Here is a 25,590-nt window from a genome sequence, read left to right on the forward strand (position 1 = left end):
CCGAGCCCGATTGCCCTCCTGCGGGACAGACGGACGCAGGCGGTGCTGCGATTCGGGAAGGCACGGTTGCGGAATCAGCCGAGACCGGACACCCGATTGATGGCCTGGTTGAACAGTTCGCCGAGACGCGGTCCTGCAATGGCCAGGAGCGCCGCGACGAGAACGGCTGACATCAGGGTGATCATCACCCAGCCGGGAACGTCGCCGCGCTGATCCCTCCTGATGCCATGAACCGCGTCTTCCATACGGCCCAGCCACAGGAGTGAGGCCGTGACGGCTAGTGCTGCCAGTGCCTGTGTGTGCTTGTTCATGTCGTGCTCCCTCTTGGTTGATATGACGAGTCGGTCCGGATGGGTGGAGGGGCGATTGTGTCGCCTAGTAGTTCATGTCGATCAGGGAAAGCCCGGGGTAGACCGCAAAGACGATGGTCAGCGGTAGGATCCCGAAGACGACGGGAACCATCATGCCGATTTCCTTCCGCCCTGCTGTTTCCATCAGCTCCCGTTTCGCCGCGTCCCGCACGTCCTGTGCCTGCGCACGGACCACCTGCGCCAGTGGTGTTCCGCGTTCCGATGCGACCACGATGGCGTCTACGAAGCGCGTCATGGCCACCAAATCGATGCGGTCGGCCATATTGCGCAGCGCGACGACGAGCGCGCTCCCCGCTCGGACCTCGGCGAGCGTCAACCTGAACTCGCCGGAGAGGTCTCCGCGCGACGTGCGGCCGATGCGTTCCAGCGCCCCCACCGTGCTTTCTCCTGCACCTATGGCCAGCGCCATGAGGTCGGCTACTGCCGGGAATTGACCGAGAATCCGCCTGCCCCGTTTTTGCACCTGCTCGCCCAAGTACCAATCCCGCAGCACAAAGCCGCAGAGTGTGGAACCGAATAACAGAACCAGCGCGAGGAACCCATTGAAGTTCCCCCCGATGGCCGAGGCCACAATGAACAAACCGGCCAGAATGAGTGCGACCCCTGCCCATAGCAGTTGGGACGCCCTGAAGTCCGCGACGCTGAGGGACAGTCCCGCTTTCTTTAGTCGCCGTTCTAGGGCGTCGCCCAATGGGTTGAGACGGTTGATGCTTGCGATCACGTCATTGAGAACCGGTTCAAATATCCGGCCGAGGGGCCCAAAGGGCGAAAGGGACGTGGGAGCGCCAGCTCCCGGTCTCCGCGCTGCCACGCCGGGCCGCAGCTGCGGTGCTAACCTGTCGGCGAAGCTAAGCTGCCGCATGACCGGAAGCCGCACGAATGCCACCCACAAGCCGCAGCCGACGCCGATCCCCAGTGCCACCGACCAGGCGGTTGTCCCACTCACGCGATCACCCTTTCCTCTTGCGGCAGGGTTCCGATTCGCAACATGACCCTGTAGCAGACAACCGAGACGCCGAACCCGATCAGCAGAACCATGGCACCGGAGAATGTTGAGTAGGCTCTCACGGCTTCCGGCTGCGAGGAGAGCAGCAGCAGGATCACCCACGGTGCCGCAACGGCCAGGCGCGCCGCGTTCACGGTCCACGACTGCCGCGCTTCCAACTCCCCGCGTGTTCTGGCGCTCTCCCGGAGGAAGCTTCCGAGGGTGGACAACATTTCTCCCAGGTCCGAACCGCCAACCTCGCGCGTGATGCGCAGCGCGGCGATGATCTTATCTGCCACCGGATCCGCCAACCGACTCCGCAGGCGGTCGATTGAGTCGTCGAACCGTCCGGTAGCCCGGTAGTCGGCAGCGAAGTCCTGGAACGCCGGCCTGAGTTGCCCGGGCCCCTGCGTGCCGAGCTGCGCGAGCGCCTCGGGCAGGGAGAGCCCCGCCCGGATGGCCGAACGGAGGTGGTCGACGACGTCCGGCCACTGTTCCCGTAAGAGGGCGGAACGTTTGGCGGCCCTCCATTTCACCACCGACAGGGGCACGGCACATCCAAAAGCACCAAACACCAGTGCGATCACCGGCCCGCCGGTCGCCACCAGGACCACCACGAAAACGGTCACAGCGCACATGATGCTGGCGGAGACGAAGCCGCCGGGTCCCACCTTGTCCATCCCGGCACGAAGCAGAAGTTCCTCGAGGCGCCCCATGCTCTGCGTCCGCCGCTTCACGGCCCTCGGCTCCGTCCAGAAAGACCACCAGACGAGGAACATGCCCAGGCCCAGGCCCAATCCCAAGACTAGGCTCATGGCACAACCTCCGCTAGTCGCGCAATGTCCACGCCGGCCCGCACAAGCTTCTCGTGGGATAAGTCAGCCGAGGGGGCGAGGACGAGGCCGTCTCCGCTGCGCACAAAGAGATCCGTGGATTCAATGATGCCGTTCTCCACCCGTCGACCGAGCTTGAGGATTTCGGACACCTGCCGTTTGCCCGACGGTGACCGTTCGCAGTGCACGACAAGATCAATGCAGGACGCGACGGTCGGCAACACGAAATGCGACGAGATGTTCTCGCCGGCCAACAGGGGAAGCGTGCAGATCTTGGTGACGGCGTCCCGCGCACTGTTGGCGTGGACGCTTGCCATGGCGGGCAGGCCGGCATTCATGGCTATCAACATGTCCAGAGCCTCGGCCTCGCGCACCTCGCCAACGACGATTCGGTCTGGTCGCATCCGCAGGGCTTCCTTCACGAGGCGCCGCATGTCAATTTCGCCGCCACCCTCAAGGTTCGGTTGGCGGCACTGTAGCGCCACCACATCGCGCAGGGAAATCTTGAGTTCGAAGATCTCCTCCACCGTGATCACGCGCTCCCTGCTTCCGATGCCCGAGGTCAGGCAATTAAGCAGCGTGGTCTTGCCCGCCTGCGTCGCCCCGGACACCAGGATGTTCATGCCTGCGTAGACAGCAGTACCCAGATAGTCCGCCGCATGGCGCGTCAGGGAGCCGAGGTCCACGAGGTGGTCCAGCCTCGATGCCCGCGCAATGAATTTCCGGATATTCACGGACCAGTGGACCCGCGTGATGTCCGGGATGACCACGTGCAGCCGAGAACCGTCGGGCAGCGCGGCGTCCACAAACGGCGACGAAAGGTCCAGTCGCCGGCCGGAGGTCTTCAACATCCGCTCAACAAGGATCCGAACCTGGGACTCGTCCAACCGTACGGACGTCAGTTCCGAACTACCGCCACGGGCGGCATAGACCTCAGTCGGTGAGTTGATCCAAATCTCCTCGACCGCGGGATCGTCAAGGAGCGGCTGCAACGGCCCGAAACCGGCCACCGCGTCGTACACGACCCGCGAAGCCTCTTCCAATTGGCCGAGCCGTGGAAGTACACCCAGCGACGAACGTTCGTCGTAGTCCCGGACCGCTTCCTCGACGATCCGCCGCACATCGGACACAGCCCGGGCAGGGTCCAGTCCCCGCCGTCGAATGGTCTCTCTGACCTGCTCCTCAATGATGGCTATCCCGTCCATTGGTCCGCCTCCCCGGAATATTGGCGGTCCACGCGTTTGCGGTTAGTAGAACCGATGTATCTGCCTCGATCGAGGTTACCGATCGGTGGCGCGCATTCACAACTGGAGTCCCTTCAAGTGTGGATAACCAGAAAAGTTTCCACAACTTGTCATGTCCGGTCCTGCTCCCACGTTTAGCGGGCTAGTTTCATGGGCAGGACCGGGCGAAAGGCGGAACGTGAAACTGCATGTGAGCATTCTGGATGTGGCTGCAGCGGATAGCGGGGCCCACCAGTACGACGTCGAGGGGCCCGCGGGTCTGCGGGGGTTCGCCTTGGCCGAGACGCTCCGCGCGGCGGGCCATGCCGACTTGTACGCCAGGGGAACTCCCCTGGCGGACGTCGAGGAACTCCCGGCGGAGGGACATCTGGTGCTTACGCCTTTCCCGCACCCGCCGGCGGCTCTAGGCGGACCGGCGCCGATGATCCTGGCGGCCGCAGAGGGACCCGATGCCGGACAAACCTTCCCCATTCCGCGCGGAACCTACTCGGTGGGGAGGGGTGCGTGCGCCATCCGCATTATGGATCCCGCTCTGTCACGGCACCATGCCGATCTCGTCGTGGACGCCACGTCGATCACGATTCGATGCACGGAGGGGAACTCTGCCGTCGACAACGGCCGAATCGTCCCCGAGTTGCGATTGTCGCACGGAGATCGCTTTGTGCTCGGGTCAACCACTTTTCTGATGACAGCGGGCGGCCGCAAAGCCATGCTAAGACCCGAGGCCTGGCCGCTATCGAAGCCCACGGTTGAACGCCCGTCACGGGGAGGTCGCCCATGGCTCATGCTGGTTGGAGCTGTCCTCCCGCTCGTTGTCGGAATCGGCTTGGTCGCGGCCACGGGCTCTTGGTACTTCCTAGCGTTCAGCGGGCTCGGACTCTTGACGGGCGGTATTCCAGCAATCGCCGAGCTGCGGTCCAGACGCCTGTACGCCCGCCGCTTGCGCGCGGCCGCGGCCGTCTATTTGTCCAAGCTCGAACGCGCAGCGCCGTCGCCCGGCGACCTGGCACTGGCAGCCCCACCCCATTCCCACGGGTCCCCCGGAGACGGTGCCGTTATGGCGACCCTGCCCGTGAGGTTGGGCCGCGGCGACGTGCGCCCCGACATCGTCCCCGGAGTAGTGGGCGACCCGGACGAGGTCGAAACCGTTCCCGATGGAAGCGTCATCGTCGAACTCCGTCCGGGTGACATCGGCGTCATCGAGGGACCGTCGACGGCGAGCGCCGGCGCGCTGCGAGCAGTGGTCGCCCAATTGGCGGTCCATGCCGCGCATCAGGATTGGGGGACCTGGATTCAGGGTCCGGCACCGGATCTACCCTCCGACCTCCGCCGTGTGCCCGGCGTGCGCATGCTCCACTCACCCACGCAGATCACGCGCCTGCGACGGGAGCGGCTGACACCTGCGGTCGTCATCCTAGTATCGCCCGACGCAGCTTGGCTCGATGCATGTTCGTCGGACTTAGGCGGGGCAGGTACGCCGGCTATGGTGTGCATGGATGACGGGAGCGCGGCCCCCGTGGCGCACTGGAGCTTATCCGTGGCGGAAAAACGCGTCTCCGAGGCATCGGGCAACCGACACGTCGCCGCGGATCGGATGCGCATCGAGACCCTGGCCGCTTTCGCAGCGCGGTTAGCAGACGCGAGCGTCGGGGAACCCGATAGCGCCGGACCTTCCATGGGCGACGTGATGCTGCCGAGCTCCGTTCCGTTCGCGCTCCCCCACCACGCGTGGGAAAAGTCTTCGGCCGAGGAACTGTGCACTGTCTTGGGCGTGGGGCACCGAGGAGAGGTGGACTTCGATCTCGTTCGGGACGGCCCACATATGCTGATCGCCGGAACCACCGGATCCGGCAAGTCGGAGCTAGTCAAATCCCTCACCTTCGGGCTGGCTTGTAGGTACGCGCCCAAGGACCTGGCACTCATGCTGATCGATTTCAAGGGAGGGGCCACCCTCGGGGCGTTCCGGCACCTCCCGCACTGCCACGCCTTTGTCAGCGATCTGCACGTCGAGACGGCCGAGCGAACACTTGAGAGCCTGCGCACAGAGATTGCGCGCCGTGAGCGGCTCCTTGGCTCGGTCGGCGCTCCCGATTACCGTCAATACCGCGGTTTGGACGACCGTGGCGCCGAACCGATGCCGCGTCTGGTTGTCGTAGTCGACGAATTTCGTGTCCTCACCGACGAACTGCCGGACGCTCTGGGTGAACTCATGCGGATCGCAGCGGTCGGACGCTCATTGGGCATACATCTCGTGCTTGCCACACAGCGGCCACAGGGTGTCGTCTCGGCGGAGATGCGCGCCAACATCAACGCCGTCGTCTGCCTGCGGCTGATGAGTCCGTTCGACTCGAACGACCTGCTGGGGTCCTCCGCTGCCGCCGGCATCCCCAACGACCTGCCCGGCAGGGCCTACCTGCGATGCGGCGGTGGAGATCCAGTAGTCTTTCATGCGGTTTCCGTCGGTACTCAGGAGCGCGGTTGGACGGTCACACCGGTCGGGGCGACGCTCGGCGACTACGGGCCGGCACTGCACATCGACGCGCCCGATCGAGTCCCCGCAACCCCACTGGAAACCATGCGCGGCATCGTCGACGCCCGGGGATCGGGTTTCGCGGAGAGTCCCACTCCGCTGTTCTCCGATCCGCTTCCGGAACAGCTAACGCGCATTCCTCGACGGGTCCTGGCCTGTTGCCCGGACGCGGCCGTGCCGCTTGGTCTCCTGGATGACGTCAGACGGCAGCGACACGTGCCCCTCGCATGGCAACCCTCCATCCATCGGCGCCTCGCCATCGTGTCCGGCCCCGCCGGAGGCGCCGTGTCCGCGCTCCGGTCGTTGGTGCGCGGAGCCGCCCGGCGGCATCCGGAGTGCCATATCTACCTGCTGGATGGTGCTTCTGCGCTCACGGAGGCGACCAACGTCCCCCGTGTGGCGGGACATGTGGGTCCAGACGAGCCGGACCGCGCCCTGGAGCTGATGGGCATTCTGGAAGAACCGCCCCCCGCGGGGATCGCCGATCGGATACTGGTCGTCACGGGGTTGGCCGCGTGGCAGACGGCGATGGGCGCGGCGGTCTCCGGCTACTTCGACGACCGTCTGGCCGCTCTGGCACGCGACGCCGCCGCAAAACAGCTGTCCCTGGCGGTGATGGGTGATCGCGATCTGACCTCGTCCCGGTTCTTCGCGCTCGCCGAGTACCGCCTCTACTGTCCCTTCGGGCTCGGACAGGAGACAACACTCGGTTGGCCTCGGCTGCGGCGGGTTCGAGCCACGCCGGGACGGGCGGTGCTCTTGGGACCCGACATCCCACCGCCTGGAATGGCGCTGCAACTGCTCGACCCGGACCCCTCGATGCCCGACGGCGACCTCCCTTCTCCCGCGATGGCGATGTCGCGCTCGATGCCGCTACCGATCCGGGTGTCGTGCCCCGCCGATCCCGGAACCGCCGGGTGTTGTCCCGCCGGCACACCGCGCGAAGGCCTCCACGGTCTGACGGGTCCAGACAACCGTCCCTGGGCTTGGGCGCCCGGTTCGGTAGGGCTCGTCCTTGGCCGTCCCGGCAGCGGAAAAACGACGGCGTTGCGCCAGATTGCGTCCAGCGCGGCTTGCAAAGTCGCACTTCTCGGTTTCGCAAACGCAGGAAACCCGGAAGGGGCATCGGCGTGGGTCGACGACGGATCGTCCGGATCCGGCCCACCGGCACTCGTGGTGGTCGACGACGCGACCGACCTAAGTGAAACGGACCGTCGCCGCGTCGAGGAGTGGCACTCCCGTGGGGCGCGGATCGTCATGGCCGCGGGGCCCTCGTCCCGGCTCTACTCTGCGTTGCCGCTGGCTGCGTTGGCCCGCGAGGCCGGCTCGGCACTGTTGCTAAACCCGCGTTCGACGGCCGACGCGGACTTCCTCGGCTGGCGCGTACGGCCCTTGGAACGCGACATCCCTGGCCGCGGCTTCGTGATGATTGACGGGAGTCCGCGGGCGGTGCAATGCGCAATGCCCACTGAAGCCCTCCTTCCGACCGACGGCGGTGGCTAGTGGGTCCCGCGTTCGGCCCGATCCCCGAAGAAAGCGGTCGCGCGCGGGTCGAAGAGCAGGATGATGATGGCCGCGGCCGGCACCAACAGCGCCCATCCCAGCCAGTTCGTGGAGCCGCCCGTCAACGGCACCGCGAAGATCACCTGAAACACCTGCCAGACCAGCGCCGCCGCCCGCGTCCAGGGGCGGCCACGGAAGACGTTGACGGCCACCCAAACGAGTCCGGCGCCAGCCGCAAGAATCAGAACCAACATGAAGATGCGGCCTGTCATCGGCACGGGGCCCGATTGGCCGAACGCGCTGCCGAAGACGACCCCCGCCGCGAGCACCGCCAACGCCTCAATGGACAGCAGTGCCGCGACGACCGCGATCGACGGCGGTCTGGTCAACGCATTCTTCGGCTCATCCTTCACACCGAAAATCTACCCGAGCCCGGGCCGGCCAACCTCCCCGAGTACGGTGGGCCCATGCGCAACAACTGGACTTGTGACGAATACCTCAGGGCCAACAGGTGAATTCATAACTCATTACCCTTGTTTACGTTTACGTAACATGAAAACCTTACTAGGCAGCGAAACGGGAAGCCCACACGCGTTCATCACGCTGCCAACGCCCTCGATTCCCTGGAATGCGGGCAACCATCAGACACCTACTTCAAGGAGCATCAACGAGCATGGATTGGCGTAGTCGCGCAGCCTGCCTGGACAAGGACCCCGAATTGTTCTTCCCCGTGGGGAACACCGGCCCGGCCCTGCTCCAGATCGAAGAGGCCAAGAGCGTCTGCCGTCGCTGCCCGGTGCTCGACACGTGCCTGCAGTGGGCCATCGAGTCCGGCCAGGATGCCGGCGTCTGGGGCGGCATGAGCGAAGACGAGCGCCGCGCACTCAAGCGCCGTGCCGCACGGGCGCGCCGCGCGAGCTAGCGGCGAACGGAATTTGCGGGCGGGGGCCGAATCCACGGATTCGCCCCCCGCCGCATTTAAGCGTGCGTCCCCCGCGGGGTCCGCGGACAGCGCGGGCCGGTAACGGCCCTGGCGCACCGCCGCGTATGTCCGGCCCACCGCAACGCCGACTGGCTACCATCGAAGGATGACGGAACACGGGAGCGATCCCCTCATCGGGAGGACGGTCGACGGCCGCTACCGGGTCAACACCCGGCTGGCCCGCGGCGGGATGTCCACCGTATATCTGGCGACGGACCTGCGCCTGCAGCGCGATGTGGCGGTCAAGGTCCTCTATCCCCACCTGGCGGAGGATGCCAGGTTCGTCCATCGCTTCGAGTCCGAGGCGATCACCGCCGCCCGGTTGTCGCACCCCCACGTGGTGAGCGTCTTGGACCAGGGCGTCGACGGAAACATCGCCTACCTCGTCATGGAGTACGTGCGCGGACGAACGCTGCGCGACCTCCTCAGCGAAGGCGGCAGGCTGTCGCCGCGCAGGGCGCTGGATCTGCTCGAAGATGTCCTCGAGGGACTGTCCGCCGCCCACGCGGCTGGCCTGGTGCACCGCGACATGAAGCCCGAGAACGTCCTCCTGTCCCACGACGGACGCGTCAAGGTCGCCGACTTCGGCCTCGCCCGCGCCACGAGCAACCACACGGCCACCGGAACCCTGGTGGGCACGGTCGCCTACATCTCCCCCGAACTGGTCACCGGCGCTCCGTCCGACGCCCGCAGCGACATCTACGCCGTCGGGATCATGCTCTACGAACTGCTAACCGGTCGGCAGCCGTTCGAGGCGGCGCTCCCCATCAACGTCGCATTCCGCCACGTCAACGAGGTGGTTCCCCCGCCCTCGAATCTCCTCCCGGGACTCGCCGAGGACATCGACGAGATCGTCCAGTGGTGCACGGCCAAGGATCCGGAGGAACGGCCGCACGACGCCGAGGCCCTCCTGCTGGAGCTGCGGCACATCCGCGCCACCCTCACCGATGAACAACTCGATTTTGGACCGCCGACGCCCACCGCGGCGCCCGGGTGCCGCGACACCCCGCAAGGCACCCCCCTCGACGCCGCCGGGCAACCGCACGGGGCCACCGAGGTCATCTCCGGAATCGAAGGCGCGACGTCGGTCATCCCGGCGGGGCGCAACGCCATGCGGACGATGCCTCGCCGGCATCCCGCCCCGCCGGCGGCCACCCCGTCCGTCCCCGGTGACGCCGGCCCCGCTCGGCCGCCGTCGGCCCGTCAGAACAAACGCGACGCCAAGGCCGCACGCAAGGAATGGAACCGTGCGGCCCAACGCCCGCTGGAGTCGCTCGAGCCCCCGGGCGCACGGCGCCGCGGATGGCTCCTCGCGGCCGCCGTGATGGTGCTGGCTGCCCTCCTGGCGACGGCGGGGTGGTTCTTTGGGATGGGACCCGGGGCAGCCGTCAACGTGCCGTCGCTACAGGGAAGGCCCGTCCAGAGCGCCGTCCAGGAACTGGCCGTGCTCGGCGTGGGCGCCACCCAACGCGAAGTGTTCGACGAGGAACGGGAACGGGGAGCGGTCGTCGCCTCCGAACCGGCCGCGGGGACCGAAATCAGAAAGTTCCAGGATGTGGAACTTCTAGTTTCCCGCGGGCCGGAGTTGTTCAACGTGCCCAACATCGTGGGCCGGGGCGCCGCCGATGCGCAATCCGTGATCGAGGAGGCCGAATTGTCCGCGGGCAAGGCCACGGAGGCCCACAACGAGTCCGTGCCGGCCGGACGCGTGGTTTCCCAGGAACCGCAGCCCGACAAGCAGGTGCGCCGCACCACGAAGGTCTCCTACGTGGTCTCGCTAGGCCCAGCCCCCGTCGCCGTGCCCGACGTGGTCGGAAAACCGGCCGGGGAGGCCACGGAGATCCTGGAATCAGCCGGGCTGAAGGTGGAGAAGACCGAAGAGAAGTTCAGCCGAGCCGCCCCCGCGGGGGCCGTCGTCTCACAGAGCCCGGGGAACGGCAAGCTTGACCGGGGATCCGCGGTCTCGCTGACGGTTTCCAAGGGTCCCCGCATGGTCGAGGTCCCGAACTTCGTCGGCAACCAGCTCGACCAGGCCCAGGCAGAGCTCGAGCGGCTCGGCTTCGAGGTCGTCGTGGAGACGCCGCTGGGCAACTTCTTCGGGACCGTCCGCTCGCAGGATCCGGAATCCGGGCGGGTGGAAGAGGGGTCGACGATCACACTCGTCGTGGTCTAGGCAGGGACGTCCCCGGCGGATATCGATCCGACGGGGACGTCCGGTGTGCTAGCTGCGCGGGCCGCGCTTGGACAACGCGCCGGCCACGAGGAACGCCATCTCCAGGGACTGGCGGTGGTTCAGGCGGGGGTCGCAGACCGACTCGTAGAGGTCGTCGAACTGGTCCTCGCGAATCGGATCGGCACCCCCGAGGCATTCGGCGACGTCGTCCCCGGTCATTTCCACGTGCAGGCCGCCCGGGAACGTGCCCAGCGAGTCGTGGACCTCGAAGAAGCCGCGGACCTCGTCCATGACGTCGTCGAAGTTCCGCGTCTTGTACCCGTTTTGGCTGGTCACGGTGTTGCCGTGCATCGGGTCGGTGACCCAGAGGACCTGGGCGCCCGAGGCGGTGACCCGTTCGACCAGGTTCGGCAGCTTCTCGCGGATGTTCTTGGCGCCCATGCGCGTGATGAACGTGAGCCGGCCGGGCTCGCGGTTCGGGTCCAGCTTGTCGATGAGGGCGAGGGCGTCGTCCGGGGAGGTGCTTGGGCCAAGCTTCACGCCGATCGGGTTGCGGACCCGGGACAGGAAGTCCACGTGCGCGCCGCCGAGCTGGCGGGTGCGCTCCCCGATCCAGAGGAAGTGGCCCGAGGTGTCGTAGGGCAGGCCCGTCCGGGAATCGATCCGGGTGAGCGCCCGCTCGTAGTCGAGCAGCAGCGCCTCGTGGCTGGCGAAGAACTCCGTACGCTTCAGCGCCTCGAAATCGGCCCCGCAGGCGGCCATGAAACGGACCGCGCGGTCGATCTCGGCGGCCAGCGACTCGTAGGCGGCGTACGCCGGGTTGGCGCGGAACCCCTTGTTCCAGTTGTGGACCGAACGCAGGTCCGCGAATCCGCCCTGCGTGAAGGCGCGGATCAGGTTCAGCGTCGCCGCGGAGGTGTTGTACGCCTTGACCATGCGCTCGGGGTTGTGCGCGCGGGACTCTGCGGTGAAGTCGTATCCGTTGACGATCTCGCCGCGGAACGCCGGCAGCGTCACGCCGTCGCGGGTTTCCTCGTTGGAGGAGCGAGGCTTCGCGAACTGGCCGGCCATGCGGCCCATCTTGACGACCGGCAGTGAGGCACCATACGTGAGGACAACGGCCATCTGCAGGATGGTCTTGACCCGGGCGCTGATCTTGTCCGCCGTCGCCCCGCCGAAGGTCTCGGCGCAGTCGCCGCCCTGCAACAGGAACGCCCGTCCCTGTGCCGCCTCGGAAAGGCGCTCCCGCAGGACGTCCACCTCGCCGGCGAAGACCAGCGGCGGCAGGCTGGAGAGCTCGGAGACGGCCCGGGCATGCGCTTCGGTGCCATGCCAACTGGGCTGCTGCTGGATGGGCAGCGAACGCCACGCGTCGAGGTCGGGGACGCTGCCGGCGGCGGACGGGGAACTGGAGGAGGTTACGTCGATCACCCCTCAAGGTTAGCCCCCGCCACCGCCCGGCGACATTCGCGCGTAAAGGACCAACGACGTCGGTTCACAGTGCGCCCAGCGTCGCGTTGCGCGCTATGCGCACGGCGTTTCCGGTCCCGGGACGGACTAGGCAGCCGGGCGGCCGGGGCCCTCCTAGGCGTCCTCGTCCGCGCCTTCCGGGGCGCGCCCGGAGACGTGTTTGCGGTCCGCGAGTTTAGCCTTCACGGCAGCGACGGCCGCCTGGCGCTTGGCGGCCAGCTGCGACTTGACGGTGGCGGCGTAGACGTCGACGTACTCCTGGCCCGAGAGCCGCATGAGGGCATACATGATCTCATCGGTGACCGAGCGCTGGACGAACCTGTCGTCGGCCATGCCGGCATAGCGGGAGAAGTCCAGTGGCTCGCCCACAATCATTCCGACGCGGCGGATGTTGGGGACCGTCTTGCCGATGGGCTGGACCTTGTCGGTTCCGATCATGGCGATTGGAACGACGGGCACGCCCGTCGCGAGCGCGAGCTTCGCGACCCCGAGCTTTCCGCGGTACAGGCGCCCGTCCGGGCTGCGCGTTCCCTCCGGATAGATGCCCAGGAGCTGCCCCGAGGAAAGGATGGCCTCGCCGGCCCCCAGCGAGTTCGCCGAGGCGGTTCCGCCCGAGCGGTCCATGGGCAGCTGGTTGGTCAGACGGAAAAACAGGGCCGTGACCTTGCCCTTGATGCCGGCGCCGGTGAAATACTCGCTCTTCGCCAGGAACACCACGGGGCGGCCCACGGCGACCGGCATGAAGATCGAGTCCGAGACGGAGAGGTGGTTGCTGGCCAGGATGGCGCCGCCCTCGGCGGGAATGTTGTCCAGCCCCTTGACCCAGGGACGGAACAACAGGTTGACCAGCGGCCCGATGAACAGCCGCTTCATGATCCAATAAAACACGCGTGTGCCTTCCGCCCGTGAGGGTTGTGGGTCTGGCGGCACGGACATGCCGCGGACCGCGAGTCGGTTAGGCTCTACTCTAGGCACACATCCACCCCTGGAGCACCCACCTCCGGGCACCATCGGGAGCATCATGGACTTCTCGCCCCGGCCGCCCGAGGGCGCCGAAACCCCGTTCAGGGTGCGCGGCGGCCCCGATGCCGTGCTGCTGGTGCACGGCTTCACCTCCGGCCCGCGCAGCATGCGCCCGTGGGCCGATGCCTTGGTGGCGGCGGGCCTGACCGTCAGCCTCCCCCTCCTGCCGGGCCACGGAACCACGTGGCAGGACCTGGCCCGCACCCGGCACACCTCGTGGACACGCGCCGTTGAGCGGGAGTTCGATTTCCTCCAGCGGGCGCACCGCAACGTCTTCGTCTTCGGCCTCTCGATGGGCGGGGCGCTGGCGCTCCAGCTGGCGGCCAACCGGTCCGTGGCCGGCGTCGTTGTCGCCAATCCCGGCTTGACCTTCGCCGACCCGGCCGCGCGCTTTGCGGGCATCATCAAATACGCGGTGAAATCCGTGGCCGCGATAGCCAACGACATCGCGCTGGAGGGCGCGGACGAGGGTGCCTACGACCGGACGCCCGTCGCCGCCGTCGAACAGCTGGCGCTCCTGTTTCGCCACACGCGGCGCGCCCTCCCCCGCGTCTGGGCGCCCGTACTCGTTTACCGCTCGCGGGTGGACCACGTGGTGCCGGATTCCAGCATCGGCGCGCTGTTGGCGGGACTGGCCAAGCGGCCGCCCGGGGCGCCGCCGCCCACCGTCCGCGCCCTCGAAAAGAGCTTCCACGTGGCCACCCTCGACCACGACGCCGTCCTGATGTTCGAGGGCTCGATCGCATTCGTCCGTTCCCACACCGAAGGCGGCAGCAGTGCCTAACCACGATCCCGATCCGCGCCGGGACCCGTCCTCCGACGACGCCGCCTGGCGGGACCTTGTCCGGCAGCTCGAATCCCCGGATCCGTCCGCCGAACAGTCCGCCCCGTCGGAACGGCCCGCGCCGGCTGTTCCGGCCCCGCGCATAGCGGATCCCGCCGCGCCCGGTCCGCGCGATTACTCGCCGCCGGAACCGGACGACGACGACGACGACGCCTTCGTCCCCGAGGATCCCCCCGCCTTGGGCAGCGGCAACCCCATGACCGTTCTGGCCTGGTGCGGCGCGGCCGGCGCTCCCCTGGCCCTGCTGCTGCTGGCCATCCTGTGGCGCGGGGCGCCGGCGGTCGCGTGGATCGGCTTGTGCCTGTCGTTCCTCGTTGCGGTTGGCTACCTGCTGTGGCGCCTGCCGCGGCACCGAACGGGCAACGACGACGGTTCGCGCGTCTAGGAGCACCGGCGAAAGGCCGACGCGCCCATCGCCTTACGCCCGCGCCGCGCCGCGCGCCTCGACCCGAGCGAGATCGGCCGATCCGACCAGTCCCGCGTCCGCTCCCAGCCGGGCGCGGAGGACCCGCGCAAACGGGCGGTAGCCGCGGCCGGTGAGTTGCCGCCGATACGAGGCCTCCGCGGCTTCCAGCAGGCCCGTCGACGCCGACCCCAGCCCTCCCCCGATGACAAAGGTGCCGGGGTCCAAAGCCGCGGCCAGGTTCGCCAGTCCCAGTCCCAGCCATTCCCCGGCCTCGGCAACCAGGTCCATGGAGGCGGGATCCCCGTCGCGCGCCAGCCTCGTGACCAGTTCGCCGTTGATGGCTTCAGGGTCCCCTCCGGCCGCGGCCAGCAGCGCGTGGGCCACCGGCGAGTCCGCCCGGGCCATTTCCCGGCCTTCGCGCCCCAACGCGTTGCCGGACGCGTACTGTTCCCAGCACCCGCGGTTGCCGCACTCGCAGCGGTGGCCCCCCGGCACGACGACCTGGTGGCCGAACTCGCCGGCCACCCCATGCCGGCCGCGGCGCAAAACGCCGTCGATCACCAGGGCTCCACCGATGCCCGTCCCCAGCGTCAGGCACACGAACTGCTCCTCCCCCCGCCCCGCGCCGAACCGCCACTCGGCCCAGCCGGCGGCATCGGCATCGTTCGCGACGGCCACCGGCCGATTCAAGAAACCCTCGAGCCGGCTCCGCAACGGTTCGTTGCGCCAGGCCAGATGGGGGCTGAAGCGGACGTTCCCCGTCACCGGGTCCATCCAGCCGGCGGCGCCGACCCCCACCGGCATCCCGGGCGCGTCGCCAGCCAGCTCGCGCACCACCTCCACGACGGCGGACTCGACCTCCCGCGGATCGTGCCCCGGCGTCGGCCGCACGAGACGGCGCAGCACCACGCCTTCGGCGTCGACCACGCCCGCGGCGATTTTGGTACCCCCGATGTCGACGCCGACCGCCGCTCCTACCGTCATCCAGCACCCTTTCCGAAGTTTGTCCGCGCCATAAGTTACTAGCGGGTATTTTTTGTGACGCGACACACTAGGCTGGAGTCAACGGCCGATCCGCTGGGGTTCGGCCGGAAGGTCCCACTCGACGAAGAGGAGCCCATTGTGCGCGAATTCAGCGTACCCCCGCTTGTGGTCAGCCCGCCCGCGACCAATTCCACCGACTTTGTCCTGCGTCAGGCCGCCTCGGCGGACAATCCCGTCCTGTTCGCGCGTCCGGACGGCGAGGGCGGATGGCTTGATGTCCATGCCAAGGACTTCGCCGCGGATGCGTCCGCCATCGCCAAGGGCCTGATCGCCGAGGGCGTCGAACCCGGCGGACGGATCGGCATCATGTCCCGCACCCGCTACGAATGGGCGCTCGTGGACTTCGCCATCTGGTTCGCCGGATGTGTCTCCGTCCCCGTGTACGAGACCTCCTCCCCGACCCAGGTGGCGTGGATCCTCGGCGACTCCGGCGCCACCGGCGTCGTGGTCGAGGCGGGACACCACGAGAACGTCGTGCGGCAGGCGGCTTCTCAGGAGGGGCTGAACGGGCTGGAGCACGTGTGGCAGATCGACGGCGGCGGGCTGGACGTCCTGCGAGAGGCGGGCCGGTCGGTCGGCGACGAGGTCCTCGAGGAACGCCGCACCTCGCTGAACCTGGACAGCCTGGCGACCATCATCTACACTTCGGGCACCACCGGCCGCCCCAAGGGCTGCGAACTCACGCACCGGAACTTCGTGGAACTCAGCGAGAACGCGGCGGCCGCACTGCCGGAATGCGTCCACCCGGGCGCCTCCACCATCATGTTCCTCCCGCTCGCCCACGTGTTCGCCCGGTTCATCTCCGTGCTGTGCGTCGCCGCGGGCGCGACGGTAGCCCACACCGCGGACGTCAAGAACCTCCTGCCGGACCTGCAGAGCTACCGGCCGACGTTCATCCTCGCCGTTCCGCGCGTCTTCGAGAAGGTCTACAACTCCTCGATGCTCAAGGCCGAGGACGGCGGCAAGGGCAAGATCTTCCACGCGGCCGCGGACACAGCCATCGCCTACTCGCGGGCGAAGGAGCAGGGGAAGGTCCCCCTGGTCCTCGGGCTGAAGCACCAGCTCTTCGACAAGCTGGTCTACGGGAAGATCCGCGCGGCCATGGGCGGCCGCGTGGTCCACGCCGTCTCCGGCGGAGGGCCGCTGGGCGAGCGGCTCGGCCATTTCTTCAACGGGATCGGCCTGATGATCCTAGAGGGCTACGGGCTCACCGAGACCACGGCGCCGATCACGGTCAACACGCCGAAGCGGATCAAGATCGGCACGGTGGGGGCTCCCATTCCGGGCAACGGCGTCAAGATCGCGGACGACGGCGAGATCCTCGCCAACGGCAACTGCGTCATGCGCGGCTACTTCAACCGTCCGGACCTGGAGGCGGAGACGTTCGTGGACGGCTGGTTCCGCACCGGCGACATCGGCGAACTCGACGAGGACGGCTTCCTGCGGATCACCGGACGCAAGAAGGAAATCATCGTGACGGCCAGCGGAAAGAACGTCGTCCCCGCCCAGTTGGAGGACGCGATCCGGGCGGACGCGCTGGTGTCCCAGTGCGTCGTCGTCGGCGACCAGCGGGCGTTCATCGCCGCGCTGGTGACGCTGGACGAAGAGGCCCTGCCGGGCTGGCTGCAGCGCCACAACCTCCCGTCCGCCACCGTGGCCCAGGCGGCCGAGCTGCCGGAGGTCCGCGACGCCATCCAGGGGACCGTCGACCACGCCAACGAATCCGTGTCCAAGGCGGAGGCGATCAAGGAGTTCAGGATCGTTCCCACGGACTTCACGGAGACCTCGGGCCACCTCACGCCGTCGCTGAAGATCAAGCGGGCGCAGGTCCTGCAGGACTTCGGGCCGGTCGTGGAGGACATCTACGCGGCGGACCGCCGCTAGCCGCTCCGGCGCAAAGCCAAGGGCCGGCCCCGCCAGAAGGCGGCGCCGGCCTTTGCCGTGCGCCGGTCCCTACAGCGGGTCGCCGTCCGCGGCGTCGACCCCCAGCGCCAGGAGGGCGTTCTCCACGACCTCCGTGAGCGCGGGATGGATCCAGTACTGCCCCCGCGCCATCGTGGGCACGTCCGTGCCCGCCACCATCGCCTGGATGAGGGGCTGGATCAGGATGGACGCCTCGTGCCCCATGATGTGGGCGCCGAGCAACCTGCGCGACTTCCTGTCCGCGACGAGCTTGACGATCCCCTCGCCGTCGTCCATCGCCCAGCCATACGCCGTCGAGCCGTATTCCTGGACCACGGTGACGATGTCGGTGCCCGCGGATGCCTGGGCGCGAGCCTGTTCCTCCGTGAGGCCCACGGCCGCGATCTGCGGATCCGTGAAGACGGCGGCCGGCACGTGGGACCGGTCCATGGTTCGGGGACTGTCCGGCCGTTCCAGGTTGTGCGCGACGACGCGCGCCTCCCGGTTCGCGACATGCTTGAGTTGGTACTCGTTGGACGCGTCCCCCAGCGCGTACACGCCCTCGCAGGGTTCCCCGCCGACAAGGACCCGCTGGAAGTCGTCCACGGCGAGCGTGCCGTTGTCGTCGACGTCGAAACCGGCCGCTTCGACCCCCAACCGATCCGTGTTGGGCACGCGCCCGGTGGCGATCAGCACGACGTCGGCTTCTACGCTCAGTGCGCGTCCGGCGCCGTCCGGCGCGAACGAGGCCGTGACGGAACCGTCGGCGTTCTCCTCGATGCCCGTCACCGCGTAGCCAAGCTCGAGGCGCCAGCGTTCGACGGCAGCGGAGGTGAACCGGTGTGAAATCTCCGCGTCGTGCTGCCGCAGCAGGCGCCCCGACCGGTTGACCTGAACCACATCGGAACCCAGCGAATGGAAGACGTGGGCGAACTCCGCGGCGATGAATCCGCCGCCGAGCACCAGCACGCGCTCCGGCAGCGCGGGCAGCCGCATGACGGTGTCCGAGGTGTGCACCTGCGGCAGGTCCATTCCCGGAAGGTCCGGCAGCACCGCCCGCGAGCCCGTGGCAACCACGATTCGATCGGCCGTGATCTCCGTGCCGGAGTCGGTGAGCAGCGTGCGTGGACCGGTGAAACGGACGTGCTCCTCGTACAGGTCGACGTGCTCCAGCTCGTCCGCGCGGTAGTTTCGCCCGGCTGCGGAGATCGCGTCGATGCGGCCGAAGACCCGGTCGCGGATGTCGGCCCAGCGCACGCCGTCCAGGGCCAGGTCGACGCCGAGGCGCCGCGCCTGTGCCGGTGCGGCGGCCAACTGGGCCGGGTACACGAACATCTTGGTGGGGATGCACCCCACGTTCAGGCAGGTGCCCCCGAACGTGCCGCCGTCGATGATGGCGACCCTCTTGTCGTCCCAGAAGGGCGTGACGAGTGAGTTTCCCGATCCGGAACCGATGATCGCCAGGTCGTAGTGCGGCATGCCGTCAGCCCCTCAGCTCGTCAACGACGAGCGCCGCCAGTTCCATGGCGGCCTCGCGCGTGGCGGGGCGCAGCCGGGCGAGGTCGATGCGGGACCCCTCGGCCAAGTGCGGATCGTGCGGCAGGCGGACCACCGTGGCGACGCGCGTACGGAAATGCGCCTCGATTTCCTCGACGTTGACCGCGCGGCCCGTCCCGGCCGACTGGTTGATGACCACGATCGCCCGCTCGGACAGGTCCGTGCGGCCGTGGGCCTCCAGCCAGGAGAGCGTCTCCGAGGCGAGGCGTGCCTCGTCCACGCTGGCGCCGGAGACCAGAACGACGGCGTCGGCCTTGTCCAACGTGCCCTTCATGACCGAGTGGACCATTCCCGTACCGGAATCGGTGAGGACGATCGAATAGAACCTGGACAACAGGTCGGTCACGGCACGGTAGTCGGCGTCGTCGAACGCCTCCGCGACGTGCGGGTCCGTGTCGGAAGCCAGGACGTGCAGCCGGGAACCCTCGCGGGCCGCATACGTGGAGAGCTTGGAGAAGGAATCGACCATGAAGCGGTTCTGCACGAGTTGGCGCGCGGTGTAGCGGGCCTTCCCGGGCGACCGGTCCGTCAGCGTCCCGCGGTCTGGGTTGGCGTCCATGGCGATGATCCGGTCCTCTCGGATCTGGGCGAGCGCCATGCCCAACAGCGTGGTGACGGTGGTCTTTCCGACGCCGCCCTTGCGCGAGAGCACCGGGACGTAGCGCGTCCCCTCGCCCAGCGACGCCGCGATCTTGTGCTCGGTGATGCGCTGGAGCCGCACGGCGTCGGAATCGCCCACGTTGACCTTGCCGAACGTCGAGGCGAACAGCCAGCGGCGCCACCCGGCGGCCGGCGGACGATTGCGCGGTTCCAACAGGCGGTCCGCCGTCAGCGAAGCCGCCGTCTCCGGCGCGTCCACGGTAGCAGAGGCTCCGACCTCGGGCCCGTGCTGCTGCTCGGTCTTGACGGTCCCCGAGGGTTCCCACCCCGCGAGATCCGGCAGGGCGGCCGCATCCACGTCCCGAGGACCGTCTTCGGTGGCACCGCCGGACGCTTCGGCCACCTCCCCCGCCGGCGCGGAGGACGCTTCGAATGCCCGATCAATTGCCGGATCGGTGGCGTTCTCGGCCGGGGTCCCGGGCCGAGCCGCGGCCGCGCCGTCCGTGTCCGCCTGGTCCGAGGCCGAGCCGGTAGCCGAGTCTTCGTGGTCGGCGTCTCCGGCGTCCAGGGGCTTGTCGTCGGGCGTGCTGCTGTTCTGGGTCATCGTGTCCTCGGTGCGTGCGATGTGGCCTGGGCCGGGTCTGGAATCACCCTAGCGCACGCGGGGAACGGCACCCGGAAGGGTGCCGGTCCCCGCGTGGAACGGCCGGGCGGACGCCCTTGACGGCGTCCGCGGGCGCTATTCGGTGCCCACCGCCAGCAGGAGGTCACCGCCCTGGACCTGTGCGGTGCCGTCGATGGCGATGCGGGTCACCTTGCCGGCAACCGGAGAGGTGATGGACGCCTCCATTTTCATGGCCTCGATCGTCGCGACGGTCGCTCCGGCCTCGATGGTTTCACCGACGGACACCGTGGCCGTGACGGCGCCGGCGAACGGCGCCGCGATGTGGCCGACCTGGTTGGCGTCGGCCTTCTCGGCGGCCTTGACGGTGGACTCGACGTTGCGGTCCCGGACCGTGATGTTGCGCATCTGTCCGTTGAGCGTGCACATGACCTGCCGCATGCCCTTCTCGTCCGGCTCCGAGATCGCCTGGAGGGTGGCCAGCAGGCGCACGCCCTTGCCCAGGGAGATCACGTGTTCGGTATTCCGCTCCAACCCGTACAGGTAGTCCCGGGTGTGCAGGGTGGAGATGTCGCCGTACTCGGCCACGGAGTTCTCGTAGTCCCGGGTCGGGCCCGCGAAGAGCAGCCGGTTCAGCGTGGAGCGCCGCGTCTCCGAGTCGGCCTGCAGGGCGGCGGTGTCCTCGGCGGAGAGTTCCTCGACGCGCGTGCGCACGTTGCGGCCCTCGAGCGCCTTGGAACGGAACGGCTCCGGCCATCCTCCCGGCGGGTCGCCGAGTTCCCCGGAAAGGAACTGGATGACGGATTCCGGGATGTCGAACGCCTGCGGATTCGCCTCGAACGCGGCGGGATCCACGTTCATGCCCACCAACTGGAGCGCGAGGTCTCCCACGACCTTGGACGACGGCGTGACCTTGACCAGGCGGCCGAGGATTCGGTTCGCCGCGGTATACATGTCCTCGATGGCCTCGAACCGCTCGCCCAGACCCAAGGCGATGGCCTGCTGGCGGAGGTTGGAAAGCTGGCCGCCGGGGATCTCGTGGCGGTACACGCGCCCGGTGGGCCCGGCCAGGCCGGACTCGAACGGCGCGTACATGGCCCGGACCGACTCCCAGTACGGCTCGAGCGCCGCGGTGGCGTCCAACTCGATGCCGGTGTCCCGCTCCGTGTGCGCGAGCGCGGCGACCAGCGCGGAGGACGACACCTGCGACGTGGTCCCCGCCATCGAGGCGATCGCGACGTCCACGGCGTCCACCCCGGCGTCGGCCGCGGCCATCAGCGTGGCCAACTGCCCGCCGGCGGTGTCGTGCGTGTGCAGGTGGACCGGAAGGTCGAAGCGTTCGCGCAGCGCCGCGACGAGGATCTTCGCCGCCGCGGGGCGCAGGAGCCCGGCCATGTCCTTGATCGCGAGGATGTGTGCGCCTGCGTCGACGATCCGCTGCGCCAGCTCCAGGTAGTAGTCCAGCGTATAGAGGTCCTCGGCCGGGTCCAGCAGGTTGCCCGTGTAGCACAGTGCCACCTCGGCCACCGCGGTGCCGGTGGCGCGGACCGCCTTGATGGCCGGTTCCATCTGGGACACGTCGTTCAGCGCGTCGAAAATCCTGAAGATGTCGATGCCGGTGGCGGCGGCCTCCGCGACGAACGCGTCGGTGACCTCGGTCGGGTACGGGGTGTAGCCGACCGTGTTGCGCCCGCGCAGCAGCATCTGGAGGGGGATGTTCGGAAGTTCCGCGCGCAGCAGGGCCAGCCGCTTCCAGGGATCCTCGCCGAGGAAGCGCAGCGCGACGTCGTAGGTCGCCCCGCCCCAGACCTCCATGGAGAACAGCTGGGGCATGGTGTGCGCGAACGCCGGGGCCGCGGCCAACAGGTCGCGGGTACGGACACGCGTGGCCAGCAGCGACTGGTGCGCGTCGCGGAACGTCGTGTCCGTGACCGCGACCTCGGTCCGGGCGCGAAGCTCCGCGGCGAAACCCTCGGGTCCCTTCTCCAGCAGGACCTGGCGCCAACCGGCCGGAGGTGCGGCACCCTCGGCCGGTCCGTCGAACGGGGACCTGTCCGGAAGCTCGGACTTGTTTCCCGGGTAGTGCGGCAGCTTCTCGCGCGGGTCTATGCCCTCGCGGCGCTCCCCGTTGGGCTTGTTCACGGTGACGTCGGCAAGGAAGGTCAGCGCCTTGGTTCCGCGGTCCTGCGACCGGTTGCCCTTGAGCAGGTCCGGACGCGAGTCGATGAAATCGGTCGCGACGTCCCCGGCCAGGAACTGCGGATCGTCGAGCACGTTCATCAGGAACGCGATGTTCGTGGTCACCCCGCGCACACGGAACTCCGCCAGCGCACGGCGCGCGCGGCGCACGGCCATCGCGTAGTCCCGTCCGCGGCAGCTGAGCTTGACGAGCATCGAGTCGAAGTGCGGCGAAACCTCGGCGCCAGCGTAGATGGTGCCGCCGTCCAGGCGCACGCCGGAGCCGCCGGCCGAGCGGTACGCGGTGATCGTTCCGACGTCCGGCCGGAAGCCGTTGGCCGGGTCCTCCGTGGTGATGCGGCACTGCAGCGCGGCGCCGCGCACGCGCAGCTCGTCCTGTCGGATGCCGAGGTCCTCCAGGGACTCGCCGGCCGCGATGCGCATCTGCGAGGACACCAGGTCGACGTCCGTAATCTCCTCGGTGACCGTGTGCTCCACCTGGATGCGCGGATTCATCTCGATGAAGACGTGCTGCCCGGCCCGCTCGCCGACCGTGTCGACGAGGAACTCGACCGTTCCCGCGTTCTGGTAGTTCAGGGCCTTCGCGAACTTGATGGCATCGGCGAACAAAGCCTGCCGGATGTTCTCGTCCAGGTTCGGGGCCGGGGCGATCTCGATGACCTTCTGGTGTCGGCGCTGCAGCGAGCAGTCGCGCTCGAAGAGGTGAACGACGTTGCCCTGGCCGTCCGCCAGGATCTGCACCTCGATGTGGCGCGGGCGCAACACGGCCTGCTCCAGGAACATGGTCGGATCCCCGAACGCCGTTCCGGCCTCGCGCATCGCCGAACCCAACGCCTCGGGAAGCTCCTCGCGGGTGTCGACCCGGCGCATGCCGCGCCCGCCGCCGCCGGCAACGGCCTTGACGAAGATCGGGAAACCGATCTTGTCCGCCTCGGCGATCAGCCATTCGACGTCGTCGCTCGGCTCGGAGGAGTCCAGCACCGGCACGCCCGCGGCGCGGGCCGCACGCAGGGCCTCGACCTTGTTGCCTGCCAGTTCGAGGACCTCCGGGGGCGGGCCCACGAACGCAATGCCGGCCTCACGCGCCGCGCGGGCCAGGTCCGGGTTCTCCGAGAGGAAGCCATATCCCGGGTAGATCGCATCCGCGCCGGACTCCTTCGCCACGCGGACAATCTCCTCGACGTCCAGGTACGCCCGGACAGGGTGCCCCTCCTCGCCGATCTGGTAAGCCTCGTCGGCCTTCTGCCGGTGCATCGACCCGCGGTCCTCATGCGGGAAGACGGCTACCGTCTTGGCGCCCAACTCGTAACCGGCACGAAAAGCACGAATCGCGATCTCGCCACGATTGGCAACCAGAACCTTCGAAAACATGGTGCTCCTGGGGGAATGTCAGCGGGTGGAAGGCGTCGGGGCGCCCACATGTTGGGGGGCGTCGTCGCCGGGAGGGCCCTTGGGACCGCCCAAAAATTCACCCTACCGTGGCGCGCGCCACAGCCCGAAAACATTGCGCGCCGCGAACCGCGCCGCATCGGCACGCCGCGCGGCGCCCCGCGCTTGGCCAACTATGATGGTCGGGGAGCAGAATCAGGGTATATACACAGAAGAGGTAGTGGTCAGTCCCGTGCAGGTTGTCAGCATCAGCAGTCTCAAAGGTGGCGTCGGCAAGACGTCCGTCACTCTGGGGCTGGCCTCCGCGGCCCTCGCCGCCGGCTTGCCGACCCTCGTCGTGGATCTCGATCCCCACGCCGACGCGAGCACGGGCCTCGGGGTCCGTCCGGCGGGGCAGAAGGACATCGGCCACATGCTCAAGAACGTGCGTCGTTCGGACGTCGAGCCCAACGCCGTCGCCAGTTCGTGGGTAGAAAGGGCCGCCGGGGACGTCGGCGGCCGCGAACCGGTGCTGGATGTGGCCGTCGGCGGCGCCTTCGCCGGTATCTACGACCGGCCGGACCTCCGGATGCGGGATTTGCGCCGGCTACGCACGCTGCTCTCGCGCACGAACAAGTACTCGCTGGTCCTCATCGACTGCCCCCCGTCCCTGAACGGCCTCACGCGCATGGCCTGGACCGCCAGCAACCGGGTGCTGCTTGTGGCGGAGCCGAGCCTCTTCTCCGTCGCGGGGACCGAACGGAGCATGCGGGCGCTCGAGCTCTTCCGGAAGGAATTCGCACCCGACCTCGCGACCGCCGGAGTCGTTGCCAACCGCTACCGTCCGGCGTCCGCCGAACAGCGCTTCCGGCTGGACGAGATGCGCTCGATGTTCAAGTCCTCGCTGCTTTCCCCCGTTCTTCCCGAGCAGGCCAATTGGCAGCAGATCCAGGGCGCGGCCTATTCCGTGCACCAGTGGCCCGGCGAGGCCGCCCGGCAGGCATCTGGACACTTCGACGAACTGCTCCGCAACGTGACCGACTCCGGAGGACTCCGCAGCCGCGCCTCGCGCGCGGCCCGCTAGCCCCCGCGGCCCGGCACCCCACAGGGAGCGTTCGCCGGCAAACTCATGGCCCACACGACCGCGGCGGGTGGCTTCCCGAGGGAAACCACCCGCCGCCGTCGTGTGGTGGTGTGCGCGGTCGGCCTAGCTCGCCGATTTCTTGGCTGCGCGCCGCTGGCTGAGTTCGTCGTCCGCGAAGGACTCTTCCGCGGCGTGCTCGCTGGGCAGCTCCGAGAGGCTTCCCTCGACCTCGCGCCACACGCGCCCCACGGCGATGCCGAACACGCCCTGCCCGCCCTGCACCAGGTCGATGACCTCGTCGGCGGAGGTGCATTCGTAGACGGAGGCCCCGTCGCTCATGAGGGTGATCTGCGCCAGGTCCTCGACCCCGCGCTCCCGCAGGTGGCTGACCGCTGTGCGGATCTGCTGGAGCGATACTCCGGTGTCCAGAAGACGCTTGACGACCTTCAAAACCAGAATGTCGCGGAAACTATAGAGACGCTGGGTACCGGAGCCCGACGCCCCGCGCACGGCCGGTTCGACAAGTCCTGTCCGCGCCCAGTAGTCGAGCTGGCGGTAGGTGATACCCGCCGCCTTGCAGACGATCGGTCCTCGGTAGCCCGCTCCCTCGTCGAGAACAGGTAGATCCTCGGAGAACAGCAGGCCCTGCGAGGCTCCGGTGCCCGCCACCCTGGTACCGTCGCCCGACGATTCGCGGTGATCACCAATGGGACTCACGTTGAATCCTCCTTATGTCTTGTGCTCCCCGAGGGGAATGGCCCGCTGGGGTCGGAACAGACACAGGCGGATGTCTTCCGCCGGATGTCAGCTCGAACGACAAGCCAGGCAATGGGAAACCTATGCCTTGACG

General features: G+C 68.3%; 19 protein-coding genes and 1 pseudogene. 8 read left to right on the top strand and 12 right to left on the bottom strand.

Annotated features, from left to right (window positions below):
- Positions 1-74: 74 nt before the first annotated feature.
- The 4 genes from AC0QSG_RS04835 to AC0QSG_RS04850 all read right to left on the bottom strand — a co-directional run bounded on the left by AC0QSG_RS04835 (position 75) and on the right by AC0QSG_RS04850 (position 3,394).
- Complete coding sequence (locus tag AC0QSG_RS04835) at positions 75-311, bottom strand: hypothetical protein (RefSeq protein ID WP_475377356.1); 237 nt, start codon at positions 309-311, stop codon at positions 75-77.
- A 64-nt stretch (positions 312-375) separates the two neighbouring features.
- Entirely contained in the window at positions 376-1,293 is a 918-nt protein-coding gene (locus tag AC0QSG_RS04840; protein WP_475376835.1) for a type II secretion system F family protein, read from the bottom strand.
- Between the two features lie 20 nt (positions 1,294-1,313).
- Entirely contained in the window at positions 1,314-2,171 is an 858-nt protein-coding gene (locus AC0QSG_RS04845; protein ID WP_475376836.1) for a type II secretion system F family protein, read from the bottom strand.
- Entirely contained in the window at positions 2,168-3,394 is a 1,227-nt protein-coding gene (locus AC0QSG_RS04850) for a TadA family conjugal transfer-associated ATPase (RefSeq protein WP_435726632.1), read from the bottom strand. The genes AC0QSG_RS04845 and AC0QSG_RS04850 overlap by 4 nt, the downstream gene beginning before the upstream one ends.
- 460 nt (positions 3,395-3,854) lie before the next feature.
- On the opposite strand from AC0QSG_RS04850, the pseudogene AC0QSG_RS04855 reads away from it, so the two are divergent.
- Together AC0QSG_RS04855 and AC0QSG_RS04860 are read left to right on the top strand one after the other, a co-directional pair.
- Positions 3,855-4,061: pseudogene (locus AC0QSG_RS04855) on the top strand (FHA domain-containing protein); the annotation flags it as partial.
- A gap of 156 nt (positions 4,062-4,217) precedes the next feature.
- The gene (locus AC0QSG_RS04860; protein ID WP_475377275.1) at positions 4,218-7,466 is read left to right on the top strand and encodes an FtsK/SpoIIIE domain-containing protein; all 3,249 of its coding nucleotides are present in this window, start codon (positions 4,218-4,220) and stop codon (positions 7,464-7,466) included.
- Here the strand turns inward: AC0QSG_RS04860 and AC0QSG_RS04865 are convergent.
- Positions 7,463-7,879, bottom strand: a complete 417-nt coding sequence (locus AC0QSG_RS04865; RefSeq protein WP_475376837.1) for a hypothetical protein — start codon at positions 7,877-7,879, stop codon at positions 7,463-7,465. The genes AC0QSG_RS04860 and AC0QSG_RS04865 overlap by 4 nt on opposite strands.
- A 260-nt stretch (positions 7,880-8,139) precedes the next feature.
- Here AC0QSG_RS04865 and AC0QSG_RS04870 point away from each other — a divergent pair, with 260 nt between their 5' ends.
- Together AC0QSG_RS04870 and pknB are read left to right on the top strand one after the other, a co-directional pair.
- Positions 8,140-8,388 (top strand): WhiB family transcriptional regulator, encoded by a 249-nt coding sequence (locus AC0QSG_RS04870; RefSeq protein ID WP_435726630.1) that lies wholly within the window; start codon positions 8,140-8,142, stop codon positions 8,386-8,388.
- 166 nt (positions 8,389-8,554) lie between these two features.
- Positions 8,555-10,621 (top strand): Stk1 family PASTA domain-containing Ser/Thr kinase, encoded by a 2,067-nt coding sequence (gene pknB, locus AC0QSG_RS04875; RefSeq protein ID WP_475376838.1) that lies wholly within the window; start codon positions 8,555-8,557, stop codon positions 10,619-10,621.
- A 48-nt stretch (positions 10,622-10,669) separates the two neighbouring features.
- Here pknB and AC0QSG_RS04880 read toward each other — a convergent pair whose 3' ends face one another.
- Positions 10,670-12,052, bottom strand: coding sequence for a class II 3-deoxy-7-phosphoheptulonate synthase (locus AC0QSG_RS04880; protein ID WP_475376839.1), 1,383 nt, complete (start codon positions 12,050-12,052; stop codon positions 10,670-10,672).
- 153 nt (positions 12,053-12,205) lie between these two features.
- On the bottom strand, positions 12,206-12,979 hold the full coding sequence (locus tag AC0QSG_RS04885; protein ID WP_475376840.1) for a lysophospholipid acyltransferase family protein: 774 nt from the start codon (positions 12,977-12,979) through the stop codon (positions 12,206-12,208).
- Positions 12,980-13,112: 133 nt separating this feature from the next.
- Here AC0QSG_RS04885 and AC0QSG_RS04890 point away from each other — a divergent pair, with 133 nt between their 5' ends.
- Positions 13,113-13,898 (top strand): alpha/beta hydrolase, encoded by a 786-nt coding sequence (locus AC0QSG_RS04890; RefSeq protein ID WP_475376841.1) that lies wholly within the window; start codon positions 13,113-13,115, stop codon positions 13,896-13,898.
- Positions 13,891-14,343, top strand: a complete 453-nt coding sequence (locus AC0QSG_RS04895; RefSeq protein WP_475376842.1) for a hypothetical protein — start codon at positions 13,891-13,893, stop codon at positions 14,341-14,343. Before AC0QSG_RS04890 ends, AC0QSG_RS04895 begins: the two co-directional genes overlap by 8 nt.
- 33 nt (positions 14,344-14,376) lie before the next feature.
- Here AC0QSG_RS04895 and AC0QSG_RS04900 read toward each other — a convergent pair whose 3' ends face one another.
- Positions 14,377-15,348 (bottom strand): ROK family protein, encoded by a 972-nt coding sequence (locus tag AC0QSG_RS04900; protein ID WP_475376843.1) that lies wholly within the window; start codon positions 15,346-15,348, stop codon positions 14,377-14,379.
- 138 nt (positions 15,349-15,486) lie between these two features.
- On the opposite strand from AC0QSG_RS04900, the gene AC0QSG_RS04905 reads away from it, so the two are divergent.
- On the top strand, positions 15,487-17,292 hold the full coding sequence (locus AC0QSG_RS04905; RefSeq protein ID WP_475376844.1) for an AMP-dependent synthetase/ligase: 1,806 nt from the start codon (positions 15,487-15,489) through the stop codon (positions 17,290-17,292).
- A 69-nt stretch (positions 17,293-17,361) separates the two neighbouring features.
- On the opposite strand, the gene AC0QSG_RS04910 is transcribed toward AC0QSG_RS04905, so the two are convergent.
- The 3 genes from AC0QSG_RS04910 to AC0QSG_RS04920 form a co-directional block, all read right to left on the bottom strand.
- Entirely contained in the window at positions 17,362-18,789 is a 1,428-nt protein-coding gene (locus tag AC0QSG_RS04910; RefSeq protein WP_475376845.1) for a mycothione reductase, read from the bottom strand.
- 4 nt (positions 18,790-18,793) lie between these two features.
- A complete protein-coding gene (locus AC0QSG_RS04915) occupies positions 18,794-20,071 on the bottom strand; it encodes a MinD/ParA family ATP-binding protein (protein ID WP_475376846.1) in 1,278 nt (425 codons plus the stop codon).
- A 135-nt stretch (positions 20,072-20,206) separates the two neighbouring features.
- Positions 20,207-23,659 (bottom strand): pyruvate carboxylase, encoded by a 3,453-nt coding sequence (locus AC0QSG_RS04920; RefSeq protein ID WP_475376847.1) that lies wholly within the window; start codon positions 23,657-23,659, stop codon positions 20,207-20,209.
- Positions 23,660-23,909: 250 nt separating this feature from the next.
- Here AC0QSG_RS04920 and AC0QSG_RS04925 point away from each other — a divergent pair, with 250 nt between their 5' ends.
- Positions 23,910-24,740 carry a ParA family protein gene (locus tag AC0QSG_RS04925; protein WP_435728499.1) on the top strand — a complete coding sequence of 277 codons (831 nt, stop codon included), beginning with the start codon at positions 23,910-23,912 and terminating at the stop codon, positions 24,738-24,740.
- 123 nt (positions 24,741-24,863) lie between these two features.
- Here the strand turns inward: AC0QSG_RS04925 and AC0QSG_RS04930 are convergent, their stop codons facing one another.
- Positions 24,864-25,448, bottom strand: coding sequence for a MerR family transcriptional regulator (locus AC0QSG_RS04930; RefSeq protein WP_475377276.1), 585 nt, complete (start codon positions 25,446-25,448; stop codon positions 24,864-24,866).
- Positions 25,449-25,590 lie beyond the last annotated feature (142 nt).

It is taken from the genome of Arthrobacter sp. LT660, assembly GCF_056172845.1.